At 49.4% G+C, this 14,643-nt stretch carries 12 protein-coding genes; 9 read left to right on the forward strand and 3 right to left on the reverse strand.

The window, feature by feature from the left end:
- The first annotated feature begins 145 nt into the window (after positions 1–145).
- The 5 genes from C7B82_RS08500 (at position 146) to trpD (ending at position 6,934) form a co-directional block, all read left to right on the forward strand.
- The gene (locus C7B82_RS08500) at positions 146–1,294 is read left to right on the forward strand and encodes a polysaccharide biosynthesis/export family protein (RefSeq protein ID WP_106255870.1); all 1,149 of its coding nucleotides are present in this window, start codon (positions 146–148) and stop codon (positions 1,292–1,294) included.
- Positions 1,295–1,363: 69 nt separating this feature from the next.
- Positions 1,364–3,694 (forward strand): GumC family protein, encoded by a 2,331-nt coding sequence (locus tag C7B82_RS08505; RefSeq protein ID WP_106255871.1) that lies wholly within the window; start codon positions 1,364–1,366, stop codon positions 3,692–3,694.
- A 129-nt stretch (positions 3,695–3,823) separates the two neighbouring features.
- The gene (locus C7B82_RS08510) at positions 3,824–5,029 is read left to right on the forward strand and encodes a glycosyltransferase family 2 protein (RefSeq protein ID WP_106255872.1); all 1,206 of its coding nucleotides are present in this window, start codon (positions 3,824–3,826) and stop codon (positions 5,027–5,029) included.
- Between the two features lie 402 nt (positions 5,030–5,431).
- Positions 5,432–5,620: a CsbD family protein gene (locus tag C7B82_RS08515; RefSeq protein ID WP_106255873.1), complete on the forward strand. Its 189-nt coding sequence runs from the start codon at positions 5,432–5,434 to the stop codon at positions 5,618–5,620.
- Between the two features lie 207 nt (positions 5,621–5,827).
- A complete protein-coding gene (gene trpD, locus C7B82_RS08520; RefSeq protein ID WP_106255874.1) occupies positions 5,828–6,934 on the forward strand; it encodes an anthranilate phosphoribosyltransferase in 1,107 nt (368 codons plus the stop codon).
- Positions 6,935–6,980: 46 nt separating this feature from the next.
- On the opposite strand, the gene C7B82_RS08525 is transcribed toward trpD, so the two are convergent.
- Positions 6,981–7,913: a retropepsin-like aspartic protease family protein gene (locus tag C7B82_RS08525; protein ID WP_106255875.1), complete on the reverse strand. Its 933-nt coding sequence runs from the start codon at positions 7,911–7,913 to the stop codon at positions 6,981–6,983.
- A gap of 420 nt (positions 7,914–8,333) precedes the next feature.
- Between C7B82_RS08525 and carA the strand changes: the two genes are divergently transcribed.
- From carA to C7B82_RS08545, 4 genes are all read left to right on the forward strand, one after another.
- Positions 8,334–9,488: a glutamine-hydrolyzing carbamoyl-phosphate synthase small subunit gene (gene carA, locus C7B82_RS08530; protein WP_106255876.1), complete on the forward strand. Its 1,155-nt coding sequence runs from the start codon at positions 8,334–8,336 to the stop codon at positions 9,486–9,488.
- Positions 9,489–9,672: 184 nt separating this feature from the next.
- Complete coding sequence (locus C7B82_RS08535; protein ID WP_219904157.1) at positions 9,673–10,023, forward strand: STAS domain-containing protein; 351 nt, start codon at positions 9,673–9,675, stop codon at positions 10,021–10,023.
- Positions 10,024–10,460: 437 nt separating this feature from the next.
- A complete protein-coding gene (locus C7B82_RS08540) occupies positions 10,461–10,751 on the forward strand; it encodes a 4a-hydroxytetrahydrobiopterin dehydratase (RefSeq protein ID WP_106255900.1) in 291 nt (96 codons plus the stop codon).
- A 530-nt stretch (positions 10,752–11,281) separates the two neighbouring features.
- Positions 11,282–11,539 (forward strand): hypothetical protein, encoded by a 258-nt coding sequence (locus C7B82_RS08545; RefSeq protein ID WP_106255878.1) that lies wholly within the window; start codon positions 11,282–11,284, stop codon positions 11,537–11,539.
- A gap of 293 nt (positions 11,540–11,832) precedes the next feature.
- On the opposite strand, the gene C7B82_RS08550 is transcribed toward C7B82_RS08545, so the two are convergent.
- Both C7B82_RS08550 and C7B82_RS08555 read right to left on the reverse strand, forming a co-directional pair.
- Entirely contained in the window at positions 11,833–13,356 is a 1,524-nt protein-coding gene (locus C7B82_RS08550) for a GAF domain-containing sensor histidine kinase (RefSeq protein WP_106255879.1), read from the reverse strand.
- A gap of 174 nt (positions 13,357–13,530) precedes the next feature.
- Positions 13,531–14,526, reverse strand: coding sequence for a pentapeptide repeat-containing protein (locus C7B82_RS08555; RefSeq protein WP_106255880.1), 996 nt, complete (start codon positions 14,524–14,526; stop codon positions 13,531–13,533).
- Positions 14,527–14,643: the final 117 nt, after the last annotated feature.

The raw sequence follows: 14,643 nt of genomic DNA on the forward strand, positions 1-14,643 counted from the left end.
CTGGTTCATCAGGTTGCTTCTCTAGCTTACTGATGTAACTGGAAGTATTACACCTTATTTAATCCATAATCCTTAGCTTTCATGCCTCTTTACGCTTGCACGCAACTTGCATCTTCAATTTCCTCTGCCACTAAGAGACGTCACGATGAAGGGAATCAATCGCTCAATCACAGGTTTTTCTCTGTTAGTACTGGTTGGAGTGAGCTACTCCATCCCAACAGTCGCACAGACACAGACATCACCTGCTCAAACGAAGCTAGATCAAAAAGAGATTAGCGCTCCGCAGTCAGCTAGTCCTGTGCCGTCAGAAACTGCTTATACACTGGGCGCAGGCGATTTACTCAGAATCGATAGCTATGACACACCTGATCTCATTTTAGAAGCACGTTATCCAGTGCTAGTGGATGGCGCAGTAAATTTACCGTGGGTTGGCAGTGTTCCTGTCGCAGGCCTGACGCTCAAAGAGGCCTCTGAGCAGTTAAAAGCGAAGTATAGCAAGTTCATTAAAACCCCAACCATCACCGTCAGCTTAATCGGCGCTCGCACCTTAAAAATCGGTGTCATTGGTGAAGTCACCCGTCCAGGTTCTTACATTATTGCAAGCAATCTGATCAGTAGTTCTGCGGTAAACGTTAATGGCAATCAGAACACCCCGGCTGGGCAGCAGCAAGGTGGGGCTGAAAGCGGCAGTCAGTGGCCCACAGTGAGTAAAGCGATCCAGGCAGCCGGAGGCATTACCGAACAAGCAAATATCCGTCAAATCCAAATTCGTCGTGCGCAAGGTTCCGGTCGGGAAGAGACACTGACGATTGACCTCTGGAAATTTTTGAGTGCAGGCGATCTCTCTCAGGACATCCAGGTACGTGACGGTGATACCCTTGTGATTCCCAAAGCGGCTCAGGTTGATACAGCAGAGGCCCTTCAGATTGCCAGCAGCAATTTTTCTCCAGATGCTATCAAGGTTAACGTGGTCGGAGAAGTTGCAACACCTGGGGCTGTTGCCGTGAAACCTAACACAACATTAAACCAGGCAATTCTGGCGGCTGGCGGCTTTAAAAGTGGTCGGGCGAAGAAAGCTGTGGAGTTGATTCGTCTCAACCCCGATGGCTCTGTTGAACGGCGAAGCATTGCCGTTGATTTTTCACAAAATTTGGATGGAAAAAACAATCCCCCTTTACGCAATAACGATGTCGTTGTCGTGAATCGAAACGGGCTTGCTAGTGTTGGCGATACTTTAAGCACTGTTCTGGGGCCACTTGGCGGGATCTTAGGACTGTTTACTATCTTTAGGTAAGGTTTGACCGTCTCCGCGAGGCAGTCAAAAATTTTGTTGCTCAGAGTCAATGAGGTAGAGAGGAAAACCATGAAAGCTGAACAATACACTCAAGATTCATCGCTTAACGATCAAGAGCGATCGCGCGGAAATGGCATGTTGGGTGATGAAGCAGCCGACTCTACTGGAGGACAAAAGGGTCTGGATCTATCGCCTTTGGTAAGGATGATCCAGCGAAATGCTCTTCTTATTGCAGGTGTTACAACCGCTGGTGCTGCTCTTGTTGTCTATTCAATGCTGAGTGGACCGCGTACCTATAAAGGTCATTTTCAGCTTTTAGTAGAGCCAATCACGGCTCAAGCACGCCTTGCCGATCCCGCTGCGATTTCACGGCCGGGCGCGCAACAGCCTGATGCTGTTGACTATCCGACATTGATCCAGGTCTTACAAAGTCCTGAATTATTGTCTAAGATTGCGACCGAGATTCAACGTCGCTATCCCGACGTTACAGCAAATTCGCTTGCCGCTGCTGCCAGCAGTAAAGCACTGGTCATCAAGCGTTACGAGGTCATGGCACAGCGGTTTGGCTCTGATGCCTCAGACCCAACTAAAGTGCTTGATGTTTCGTACAAAGGTCAAGATCCTCAAAAAGTTGAATTTATCTTACAGGAGCTTGCCAGAGGGTATTTGAGATATAGCCTTGAAGACCGCAAAACTCGCATTGGCGGCGGTGTCCAGTTCATTGAAGACCAGCTTCCTAGCCTACAGCGCCGCGTCAATGACTTAGAAGGAGAACTGCAAGCCCTAAAGCAACGCTATCGGATCGCTGATCCAACGACGGAAGGGGCGCAGCTTTCTACTCAAGCTCAAGGCGTTCAGGCTCAGCAGCTAGAGACCCAGCGGAACTTGGCAGAGCAGCAGGCACTCTTCGCACGTCTGCAGGCACAGCTTGGCATTACACCGGAACAAGCGCTGGCAGCATCTTCTCTGAGTGAAAACACCAGCTATCAAACTCAGGTCGCTGAGTTGAAAAGGATACAAGCGCTCATTGCCTCTAAGTCAGCACGATATAGCGATGATAGTCCAGTCATTCGAGGGTTAAGGGAGCAGCAAACGAAAATAGAGCAATTCCTGGATCAGGAAGCTCGCAAGAACTTAGGCTTAACTGCTTCTAACGCAGCTATCGATCCACGCATTCTAGCGTTCCAAAATGCACTTCGAATAGACTTGATTAAGCAACTCGTCACCGCTGCAAATACCACTCAGCAATTGCAAGTACGTAAGCAGGCGATCGCACAGTCTCAAGCATTCCTCAATCAAAAGCTACAGGAATTTCCAGTCGTTGTTCGTCAATACACCGGCCTCAGTCAGCGGTTGGATCTTGCCAGAACGACACTGAATCAATTTCTGACACAACGTGAAACACTGCGAATTGAGGCGGCACAGAAAGAAGTTCCCTGGGAGATTGTCTCGGCTCCATCGATCGATCGAGATGGCAAAAACAATCCGATTCCATCCGCAAGTATTGAACCCAAATTCTTGATCGCTGGTTTAGGCGCTTGTTTATTGCTTGGGCTAGCCGCCGCTTTGCTGAAAGAGAAATCCAGGAATCAGTTCTACAGTGCAGAGGACATGGAAGGCTCTTTAAAATTGCCGCTTCTAGCAACGATTCCTTTCAGAGCAGGCTTAAACCAAACCACAAATTCTCTTGCGGCTCCGCGATCGGACGCCTTTTCAAAAGCCTTTAGTTCTCTTTATACAAACATTCACTTTCTCAATACCAATTCAGCTGTGCGCTCTATCGTCGTTAGCTCCGCAGAAGCGGGTGATGGCAAAACGATGGTTGCTTTCCATCTCGCACTAGAAGCTGCTTCGATGGGACAGCGAGTGTTGTTGGTTGATACCAACATGCGGTCTCCCCAGGTGCATGCGCTTTTTAGCTTGCCAAACTCCGCGGGGCTAAACGAAGTACTGTCAGGCAAGGCAGAGTTGGAACAAGCGATTCAACGCTCGCCCGTAGACAATAGTCTCTCTGTGTTGACGGCTGGTCAGACCCTACCAGATTCGGGCAGAGCGCTAGCTTCAAACAAAATGCAGGGACTGATGCAAAAATTGCACGATAAGTTTGACCTTGTGATTTATGACACATCCGCACTGTCAGACTTTTCTGACGCGAATTTTCTGGCAGCTCAGTCTAGCGGACTGCTCATGGTCGCTGGTGTTGCGAAAACAAAGCGTTCTGTCTTGACTCAAGTCATCGCTGAACTGGGTAGATTCCGGTTGCCTGTGCTAGGTTTCGTTCCTAATCACCCTGGCAGAGGGACCGCAAACGCTTACAATCAGCCGGGTCAGTTTGGGCAAAGCTTCACTGGTAAACCAACACTGTTGGAAAATCTCAAAATGCTCAAGCCGAATGAGTAAGTGTCAGGGTCAGCGATCGAGCGACCGGTTTCGAGACGTCGCTGTGTCACGCCAGCTATGCTTGAACTCATGTAAATTCAATTCATCCAAAAGTGAGCGAGCCACAGTGGAAGTGCCAGAGATGTCGTGATGAATCAACTGTTTAATTTTTTCTTGTTGGCGATCGCCATCGTCCTACTCATCCCCATCATCGTTCTTTGGGTAGAATGCTTTGCTGCAGTGTTGCCGGAACGCCAAAGACTGAAAGAGACGCCATCGGAACGTCCGACGATCGCTGTCCTGGTTCCAGCGCATGATGAGGCGGCAGGCATTGACGTCACTTTAAAGACTCTCTTACCACAGTTGACCAAGCAAGATCGCCTGGTGGTAGTGGCTGACAACTGTAGTGATGAAACGGCATCAGTAGCACAAGCGGCTGGTGCAGTAGTCATTGAGCGGCACGATTCCGAGAGACGCGGTAAGGGTTATGCATTAGACTTTGGGTTGAAATTTCTAGCCTCCGAGCCGCCTGAAGTGGTGGTGGTGGTCGATGCTGACTGCCTGGTTGCAGAAGGCTCGATCGAGAACATTGCATGGTTAGCAGCCGTGAAACAACGACCAGTGCAGGCAAGCTACCTGCTGACTCAACCCCCAAACCCTAGTCCTGCCTCTGCTGTTTCGCTCCTTGCTTTTACAGTCAAGAATTTAGTGCGTCCAGTCGGGCTGGCTCAACTGGGTTTACCTTGCCTTTTAACAGGTACTGGGATGGCATTCCCCTGGTCTGTGATCCAACAAGTTTCCTTAGCGAGCGGCAATCTTGTTGAAGATATGCAGCTCTCTCTTGATTTATTGATTGCTGGATATCCCACAATTTTCTGTGCAGAGGCTGATGTGACTGGCGCGCTGCCACAGGACAGAAAGGCTGCGACCAGCCAGCGAACGCGGTGGGAGCATGGTCATCTAAAAACCCTGCTCAAGCAGGTGCCACGTCTGCTCAAGGCATGGATTGACCAAAAGCGTTTTGCTTTGCTAGCGATCGCGCTTGACTTGTGTATTCCCCCACTATCGCTGTTAGTGATGTTGTGGTGTATGGCGACGATCGCTGCGATCGCGTTTAGCTTAACCGTTCAAATGTATGCGCCATTACTTCTACTGATGGTGGAAGGGCTGCTAATCTTAGTTGCAATTACGGCTGCTTGGGCAAAATTTACGCGACATCAATTACCGTTGAGTACGCTCTTAGCAGTGCCACTTTATGTCCTGTGGAAAGTACCTCTTTATATCGCTTTTTGGGTAAAACCCCAAACCAAATGGGTTCGCACAGAGCGGGACTTGGCAAAATCTCAAGAGCTTTAGTTCGCCCAACATCTGTAACACCGATTCGTTTTAAGCCTGCACTTTAATAGTATTGCTGGGCTGCATGGGGTGGAGTTGAACGGCTGAAAGCCTGCTCTTATGAGCTTCCATATCCATTTCTTGTGTAAGAGCCGCTCTGAAAAAGCCGCAAAGGTCGGCCTGTAGCATAGAGATTTTGCTGGCTGGACTCTTTACACAAGCTCTTATGAGCAGAGTCTTGCCGATTCTTCATGCAAGGTTTATCGCTCTTTAAGCATAGGTAGTAGACAGAAATTGTCGCTTTGAATACAACCTCTGAGAGAGGGCTTAACTAAGAACCTTTCGTATCGTTAAGGAGTGGATAGAGAAAGCGTTTGTTTGCTCTGTCCAATTCAAATAGTTCTTTAGAAACGGAGTACGAAGATGAGTTTGGAAGAAAGAGCTAAGGCTGCTGCCAAAAATGTCGAAGGCAAAGTTCAAGATGCGGCAGGCAAAGTGACAGGCGACCCCGCAGATCAAGCAGAAGGTAAAGCGAAGCAAGCGGAAGCGCATGCACGCAACGCCAAAGAAGATCTGAAAGATGGTGCAAAACGCACAGTTGACAACGTATAGTTTACGCATGTGGCTAGCAAAAGGGGACATCAATCAATTGATGTCCCCTTTTGCTTTTAATGCCTTTGTAAAGGCGATGAGCTAGAAAACTGGAGTGCTAAGCAAAAAATCGATCGCGAGTCTCCCTTCTCAGAAGAGAATAGCTGTTGTTACTGGACAGATTTTTAGTACGATGCTGTTTATTGACTTAGCACTCTGTGATTACTCGTGGCACAACGTTTTAGCACCTCGAATTTAGACGCGTCAGCCGATGCCTCCTTGCCCTCAAACGAATGGACTGTTCTGTTGCAGCAGTTACTCGATCGCGAGTCACTTTCAACTGAGCAAGCCGCTACTCTCATGCAAGGGTGGCTGCAGGATGCGATTCCGCCCGTGCTGTCAGGTGCAATTTTGATCGCACTGCAAACCAAAGGGGTATCTGCAGGCGAGTTGGTTGGCATGGCACAGGTGTTGCAGGGGTTGGCGTCCCCATTATCTTCAGGTAGGTACTTAGCTCTGCCTACGGTTGTTGACACCTGTGGCACAGGTGGTGATGGTTCTGGAACCTTCAATATTTCTACAGCAGTTGCGTTTGTGACTGCAGCCGCAGGTGTTCCTGTCGCTAAGCATGGTAACCGTTCTGCCTCTAGTCGTGTTGGTTCTGCAGACGTACTAGAAGCTCTAGGCGTTCATTTGGCCGCACCTGCAGAGACAATTCAGGCTGCGCTCTATGAAGTCGGCATCACATTCTTGTTTGCTCCAGGCTGGCATCCAGCGCTAAAAGTGGTGGCGCCAATGCGTCGTGCATTGAAAGTGCGAACAGTCTTTAATCTCTTAGGGCCATTAGTCAACCCAATGAACCCGACAGGGCAGGTGTTGGGAGTCTACACTCCAGGACTAATCAAAACGGTCGCGGAGGCGTTGCATCAGCTAGGTGTAAGACGAGCGATCGTGCTGCATGGTCGTGAAAAGCTAGACGAAGCTGGAATCGGAGACCTCACAGATCTGGCAATTTTGTCGGATCAGACCGTTAATTTGACCAGTGTGAATCCTGTTGAGCTGGGTATTAAGGCTGCACCACTGAGCGCGATCGCTGGGGGCGATGTAACCCACAACGCTGAGATTTTACGTTCAGTGCTGCAAGGTAAAGGAACACAGGCGCAGCAAGACGTCGTAGCCCTGAATGCAGCGTTAGCACTTCAGGTGGGTGACGCACTACCTCAAACAGACAACCCCTACGCAAAGGGTGTCATACTTGCCAGGGAGATCTTAAGCAGTGGTGCTGCCTGGCAGAAGCTTGAACAGCTAGTGCAGTTTCTCAAGCAAGCGGCATAAAGGTTCCATCCGCTGTCAAGGGAGACGCACGCGCAGTCATCTCTCCTTAGCGGGGCTTGAATTCAACGACATTTCGTTTGATGGTGACATCGTAATCAGCGAAAAAGTCGTGTCCTAATAAACCCGTATCCAGTGCTGAGTTGCCGATCGCAACGACCACGCCTTTAACCACTGCGCCACCAGCCGCAAGCGAGTTGATATAAGCAAGAGGCACTTCCACACCTTTTTCACTAGCAGTGTCTACTTTTGCTTTGCCGATGACACTAACCCCCAAAACCGATGCCATCGTACTGGTAATCACCGTACCGCTTGCTCCTGTATCAACAATCATTTCAAAGGTGCGACGGCCGTTGAACGTCACATCAATGACTGGCGTGCCTCCTTCCCGGCGCTTAATTCTAGCTATATAGACGCGTTGGTTACGGGGTGATGGATCTGAGCTGATGGCTTCAGGTTTGCTGTCAGAGGCGCTGTAGGTGCGAGGAGGCATGGGTAAAAGAGTTGGTTCAGAAGCAATTTCACCCGAACTAGCACTGATCGCCTGTCGTTTGGCATAGGCAAGATTGCGCTGATACTCGGTCAGCTTTGACTGTGCCAACGATCGATAAGGGCTGCCACTTGGAATCGATCGCAGGAACTGAATTGCCTGTTGCCAGCGACTAGCAACCAAATTCCAGTCATCCTTCGATTGAGCAGAGATCGTAATATTGCCTGCACTGTCTGCTTTTTCTAACGCAAGCTTATAAGGATCTAAACTGCTAGTGGTCACTGGTTGTGGTTTCGGAACGGGTGGCTCCGGGTTGGCATTAGGGACAAGGGATGGGGCATTTTCGGTCTCAAGGGCAGTGGGTGAAGCATTTTCAGCGCTCTTGGCAGCGGTTTTAATCGTTGTGGTATCGCGATTACAAGCAGTGCTTCCCAGCAAAATCGCACCCGATAGCAGAAGCAGAACGGCACCAGCACAAGAGCGTTTTAGCATGGGCTAAGAGAACTCACAAATAAGGTACGGATAGAGCGATTGCACACCTGTGTTGGTTTAGATCCACACTCTAACCATAGAGTGCCGCACTACTGGTGCTCAATTAACGCACTCTACGAAAATAACAAACTGAGCCTTAGCTAGATCATGCGAAACGACAGGCAGTGCTGATAGAGAGCCGTTTACAGCCAATCTGCTGTGAGGTTAAGGGTCATGGCTTTGCGACAGCTGTTGTCCGTTGTTAAAAGCGACTTGCTGATGTGAGCAGCGGCTTTGCTTTGCAAACCCTCAACAGGTGGCTTTGCAAGCCCTCAACAGGTGAAAGTGGCTTTGCTTTAACCTTCACATGCTTATGCTGAACTCCTGCAGTTGTTTGCGCATGGCATAATAAAGCGTCTATGTCTGATTGCAAAGGTGATTATGGTTCTTTCTCCTACTCAGCCTGCGTTGCTAGTCTTAGCGGATGGTACGTCTTACCAAGGATTATCGTTTGGGGCAACTGGCACAGCGATCGGTGAGGTTGTGTTCAATACAGGTATGACGGGTTATCAAGAGGTTTTGACCGACCCTAGCTACTGTGGTCAGATCGTCACGTTTACCTATCCAGAATTGGGTAATACAGGTGTGAATCCTGATGACGATGAGTCAGCCCAACCCCAAGTGCGAGGCACAATCGCTCGCAATGTTTGCTTTAAACCTAGCAATTGGCGATCGCAGCAATCGTTGCCCGACTACCTTAAACAACACCATATCCTGGCCATTTACGGTATCGATACCCGAGCCCTTACACTCAAGCTGCGCTCATCAGGAGCCATGAACGGGGCTATATCCACTGAAATCCTTGACCCTGCAGAGTTGTTGTCGCACGTGCAGGATGTCCCCAGCATGGCAGGGTTAAATCTAGTACGCGAAGTGAGTACTAAAACTAGCTATGAGTGGTCGGAAACCACAGATGCGGTTTGGGAGTTTGGACCGGTTGCCCAGCCTGCAGGTACGACTCCGCTCACAGTCGTTGCGATCGACTTTGGTATCAAGCGCAATATTCTGCGTCGCCTTGCCAGTTACGGGTGTCGCGTCATCGTCGTACCAGCAAACACGTCACCAGAGGAAATCCTCAAATACAACCCAGATGGCATCTTCCTCTCGAACGGGCCCGGTGACCCAGCGGCTGTGAGCGAAGGCATTGCGACAACCAAAGCGTTACTAGCAAGCCAAAAACCAATTTTTGGGATCTGTATGGGGCATCAGATTCTGGGTTTATCCCTTGGAGCAGAGACATTTAAATTGAAGTTTGGGCACCGAGGGTTGAATCAACCCTGTGGGCTGCATCAGCAAGTAGAAATTACCAGTCAGAATCACGGCTTTGCAATTACTGCCGATTCGTTAGCCGCTGATATCGAAATTACTCACTTGAATCTCAACGATCGTACGGTTGCTGGCTTACGCCACAAATCGCTACCGCTGTTTTCCGTCCAATATCACCCCGAAGCAAGTCCCGGCCCTCATGATGCTGACTACCTCTTCGATCGCTTCGTGCAAACGATGCGAGAACACTTGCCAGTAAGTGCAACATAAAGATAGAAAGGTAGACAAAGAGAAGGTGACTTCAGGTTTTCTTTTCCCTGTCTATCAATTATTCGCTAAGATATCGGCATTTAAGGGCAACCTTGCAGTAGCAGATTGACTGACGAGGATGTATACTTAAACGTCGAATCAAGGACTAAAAAGCTAGGAGGGTTTTATTCCTGAACAACTAACCCTGACGGTCAGCTTAAGAGGCACGCGCGAAGTTAGGGAAAATTACCAGTTATTTCGCCTCACAGGTCTCTTGGATGCCTTCTCAGAGCCTACTTTCCGTAAGGTGCTCACCAAATGTATAGAGGAGGGGCCCAAGCACATCATTCTGGATCTATCGAAAATTGATTTCGTCGATAGCTCTGGTTTAGGTGCTCTCGTGCAGCTTGCCAAGAAAGCTCAGACTGCTGAGGGTACTTTGCAAATTGTGACTAACCCTCGTGTTACTCAGACAGTCAAGCTCGTTCGCTTAGAGCAGTTCCTTGCGCTCCAAACTTCGGTTGAAGTTGCGATCGAGAACGTTAAAGCGGCCTAAACTTTAGCGTTTGTTCACCGCATTAGAGACAATCAAGCGATCAGTGTTTTTTGCAGCATGCACTGAGCTAGATAATTTGCCACTATTTGAGGGAGCTTGCTGCTGTGTCTTGGATGTCGTTCAGCATTCGACAATGCTTTAGAGTAGCTTGCACAGTTCCTGATCATGTTTGGCTGATCAAATAGCTCACCATGTCCTGCTGTTGTTGAGATTGTTGTCGTCTTTGCAGTTGGCAGGAGTTGAAGCTAAGCTATAGAGCGCGACATGATGACTACATTTATATGAGCCAGTTTATGCATTGGACTTGGCAAAATAGTTTACATCGATTTGTTGTCCTGGTTTTGGGGTTTGCAGTCACTATTTTGCTGCTCACCATCTCTTTGACTACGGTTAACGCTGCTCAGACGACTGTCCACGCAACTCCCAAAAATCACACTATGAGTACTCTTGCTCCACTTTCCAAGGAAGAATTGAACTCAGCCTTAACCCAACTCAGTGGTTGGAGTGTCAAAAATGGTAAGCTTCATCGCCAGCTACAATTTGCGTCCTTTGTTGAAGCCTTTGGGTTTATGTCGAGCGTGGCCTTGGTAGCAGAAGCCGCAGGGCATCATCCAGAGTGGTTTAATGTCTACAACCGCGTCACGATAGATTTGACCACCCATGATGCGGGCGGCATCACAACCAAGGATGTTGAGCTTGCCCGTCGAGTGAATACGCTAGCAAAATAAGCGCTTTTTACCGAGCTGCATCGCTGCCAATGCTCGGTCACGGTTGTAACCTCGCTGCTGTCCTAAGCACTTTAGAGTATTGTTACGATGCTCGTGGCAAGTGGGTGCAAGGGTTGTCGTTTAAGAAAGCGGATTGATCATCTTTAATGCCTGTGGATCTGTGCAATTTGTGTGCGTCCACAGGCATTTTTTTTGGTCTGAGTTCATGCATGCTGCAGCTCGATCGCATTCCCCGTTAGAACAACAGTAGAGTCCCAAAAAAAAGCCCCCGGAGGTCGGTGGGGTTTTTTGTGTGAAGGAGTGACGAGGTTTATAGTTCAAATGTACTAAAATGGTGCCGTTTCGTCAAGCTTTTGTAAATTTCGGAGCGAGAGAGGTGAATTTACTAGCAAAACGGGGAATCGTTGCGGAATTCAAGCCTACAGGTGTGGAAAGTCTAGAAGCGTTCCAGCAGCCCTCATGTCGTTAATGCTTGATTGAGCAATTGCTGCGATCGTGCTTGCCCCACCTCAATTGATATTAGATATTCTATGCCCTATCCTTACTCTCCCACCCCAAACCCTGGTCAAGCGCTAGATCCCACCCTATCGGTGCCTGCGACTTCAACCAATCCTGTGCCTAGCAGTGCGGTGACTGGGTTACTGGTTGTCACGCTAACGATCAGTTTGGCACTGGCTGCTTTTGGTTATAAAAAATATCGTGCGGTCCAGCGATCGCGGTTGTTAAAACGGCAAGTTGCTATGTTAGAGGCAATGTGGCGAATGAGTTCAACGAAACGAAAGTTTTAGCCACAATATTTCACCTCCTACACTCGTACAATCTATTTACCCTGCCAAGCTGCAAGATACTTTGCAGCTTGGCAGAGTGACTGGGGCTTTTAGAGGCCAAGTTACGACTGAATCTCCTTATGAAAGTTAAGGATGTATTTGGGTCATTATAGTGCAGGCATCTTGCCCGCATTGGCTGTGCTGCAGACGGGTGAATTGGGGCTTGGTATCATTTTCCACAAGCGATAGCGATGAAGGTTAATGTAGTGTGGCTTGACTTCATTGTGTTGCATTGATTTCACCGGTCTATGCCGTTAAAAGGAGCCCTTGATCGCATCAGCTTCAGCCTTCTGTGGCAGGCTGATCACATAGCGGTAGCCTGATTCGGATAGGCTTTGCATGGCAATTTGACCGTTGTGCATTTCAACCAGTTGACGACTCAGCAGTAAGCCTAAATTTTTGCTGGGAGCTGCCAACGCGTCTTTCATATTACCGTTAAGCCGTTCTACGGTCTCTGCTACTTTGGCTTCAGAAGCCTGTTGACTCAGTAGCACGTCTGCTGCTTCTAAGGGAGGTATGTGGTAGCTAGCGGGTAATTCTATGCTTGTCTGATTGGCGATCAATGAGGGCATGGGTAGTGCTATGGAATGAGCGCTCACTTCGGCGTAAGGCAAGCCCTCGCCAAGCCACGGGTGGGATACCCAAACGGCGATGATTAAATTGCTGCTCCGGTTGGAGACGTGGATTCGAATGGTGCTACCAGCGTTTGAGGCTTGGATGATGCTGAATACCAGGTGGTAAAGCATTTGGCGGACTTTATCTTTATCTAGTAGCCAGATACGGCGACCGGGTTCCACTGAGAGCTGGATCTGCTGTTCGCGGCGATGGGTAGCCTGTTCCAGCGTGTTAATAGCCTGTTGACAAAGCATCTCAATATCGACGGAGGCTAATTGCAACTGGCTACTGTCCTTCAAGCTCGACAGTTCGATAATTTCTTTGACCAACGATAACAAGTACTGCCCGCTGTGATGGATGATGTCCAGATATTCTTTTTGCTTGCTGGTCAGTGGTCCGTAGATTTCACGGGTTAACACACTTGCCATACCCATAACTGATGTCAGGGGCGTGCACAGCTCTTGTGTGAGTTGGCTCAGTAACTCAACTTTTAGCTGACTGGCGATCGATGGGTTGGCAGGAGCGGGCGTTGCGTTGACAGCAGAGGCTTTAACACAGCTTTTGCGAGCCTCGCTCTTAGTCAATGTTGAGGGCACCGTCGCCTGACTTTTAACCGCCTGCTGCCGTTCAAATTCGCTCATACTCCAGCGGGCAGTCAGTTCTAAAAACTCAACATCCTTCTCGGTAAAAGGATGTGACCTCAAATCCATCACCGCCAGAGTGCCAATACAGCAGCCACGAGAGGTGATTAGAGGCACTCCAAGATACGCTCTTACTCCATACTGCTGCGTCAGCAGGCTGTTAGCAAAAGCAGGATGAGTAAACGTATCTTCGATCGCCAGCACTTGATGACTATCTACGACATACGTACAAAACGATTCGAAGCGTGAAAATTGGCGGGAGGTTGCCAGGTTGTTCATCAACCCTAGCCGTGAAAGACCGACAAAGGACTTGAAATGTTGGGATTGTTGATCCATCAAACTCAGAGTGCAAACAGGCGCATTCAAAAAATGTGCGGCTGTTTGAGTCGCTTCATCGAAGACAGAGATATTCGTCAGCGCCGAGAAGCCTAGCTCTGCGATCGCGAGCATGCGCCGCTGCTCTCTTACTAAGACGGTTTCACCGTCAAGGCGACAAAACAATCGATTGTCAGGGTGTACCATTCCGACCTGCGTCCCCCGTATGTCACCGTAGAACCCTTGCCAAACCTCAAGGGCTTTAAACTATACCCATCGTTCCCTAACATCTGATGGGATGAACGTCTGCAGAGCAGGAGAGATTACTGAACTTTCCATCTCATCACGGTTGTAGGCAGGAAAGAATACGGAGGGAGGATGTTAGTTGTTGGTTGTTCCATCGGGTAGCGTAGCGCCCTGAAGGTTGGCTCCGGTTAAATTAGCGCTGCTTAATTCGGCCTTTGCCAAGTTTGCGTCGGTCAGGTTTGCATCACGTAAGTCGGCTCGACCGAGGTAGGCTTCGATCAGGGTGGCCTCGGTCAAATCGACGTTGTGTAACGTGGCACGACTCAAGTCTGCCCGGTTCAACCGTACTCGTCGCATGACAGACTGGGAGAAATTTACTTTGCTTAAAACTGCTTGCGTCAAGTTTGCTTCAGTCAGATTAGCGCTTTTAAGCGTTGCTTCAGTCAGGTTGGCGCGCTCTAACTTGGCATTGGTTAAATCTGCCTGACTCAAATTTGCCGCAGTTAAGATGGCATCGGTTAAGAAGCTACTTTGCAGTATTGCTCCCATCAGGTTGGCAGCGGTGAAATTCACCTCCCGCAAGTTGGTTTCAGTCAGATTGGCACCGCGCAGATCAGCTTTGGTTAAGTTGGCACCGTTGAAATTAGCGCCGCGTAAATCGGCATTACGGAGATCAACGCCGCGCAGATTAGCACCCTCATAGCAGCGCTTTTCGTAACGTAGGTTGGCCCCACGCAAGCAGGCTCCCCGGAGGTTAGCGCTGCCCAGATTCACGTTCCGCAAGTCGGCGCTGATCAAATTGGCATCCAACAGAGTTGCCAGAGTAATGTCGGCACCACGTAGATCGGCTCCATACAGAATGGCCCCGTGAAGGTCAGCATCGCGGAGTTTGGCGCTGATGAGGTCTGCCTGACTCAGATTGGCTCCACTGAAGCGGGTTCCGACCAGGTTAGCCTTGCTCAGATTGGCTCGATTGAGGTAAGCCAGGACTAGATTGGCTCCCCGCAGATCGGTGCCGCTAAGGTCTGCACCAATCAGATCGGCACCACTGAGGTCTGCGCCGCTGAGATTGGCTCCCCGGAAGTCTGTTTCACCGGCCTGGTAGCGTTTCACGAGTTCGATCGCGTCCATGCGTTGTTCCCCCCAGCGGCTATGAATCAGTTGCTCTTCGTTATTCGTTATCGATCGCGCTAGCGAACAGCCTTTTTATGGTGCCCATTGAGCATGACAACTGATACAGCGTTCGTT

This window comes from Stenomitos frigidus ULC18, from assembly GCF_003003795.1.
Classification (GTDB): Bacteria; Cyanobacteriota; Cyanobacteriia; order Leptolyngbyales; family Leptolyngbyaceae; genus Stenomitos; species Stenomitos frigidus_A.

What these genes read in the sequence shown, in the direction of transcription:
- C7B82_RS08555 (WP_106255880.1), bottom strand. Translation starts at nt 14,526, where the DNA reads ATGGACGCGATCGAACTCGTGAAACGCTACCAGGCCGGTGAAACAGAC.
- carA (WP_106255876.1), top strand. Translation starts at nt 8,334, where the DNA reads ATGGTTCTTTCTCCTACTCAGCCTGCGTTGCTAGTCTTAGCGGATGGT.
- C7B82_RS08545 (WP_106255878.1), top strand. Translation starts at nt 11,282, where the DNA reads ATGCCCTATCCTTACTCTCCCACCCCAAACCCTGGTCAAGCGCTAGAT.
- C7B82_RS08525 (WP_106255875.1), bottom strand. Translation starts at nt 7,913, where the DNA reads ATGCTAAAACGCTCTTGTGCTGGTGCCGTTCTGCTTCTGCTATCGGGT.
- C7B82_RS08500 (WP_106255870.1), top strand. Translation starts at nt 146, where the DNA reads ATGAAGGGAATCAATCGCTCAATCACAGGTTTTTCTCTGTTAGTACTG.
- C7B82_RS08505 (WP_106255871.1), top strand. Translation starts at nt 1,364, where the DNA reads ATGAAAGCTGAACAATACACTCAAGATTCATCGCTTAACGATCAAGAG.
- C7B82_RS08515 (WP_106255873.1), top strand. Translation starts at nt 5,432, where the DNA reads ATGAGTTTGGAAGAAAGAGCTAAGGCTGCTGCCAAAAATGTCGAAGGC.
- C7B82_RS08510 (WP_106255872.1), top strand. Translation starts at nt 3,824, where the DNA reads ATGAATCAACTGTTTAATTTTTTCTTGTTGGCGATCGCCATCGTCCTA.
- C7B82_RS08550 (WP_106255879.1), bottom strand. Translation starts at nt 13,356, where the DNA reads ATGGTACACCCTGACAATCGATTGTTTTGTCGCCTTGACGGTGAAACC.
- C7B82_RS08540 (WP_106255900.1), top strand. Translation starts at nt 10,461, where the DNA reads ATGAGTACTCTTGCTCCACTTTCCAAGGAAGAATTGAACTCAGCCTTA.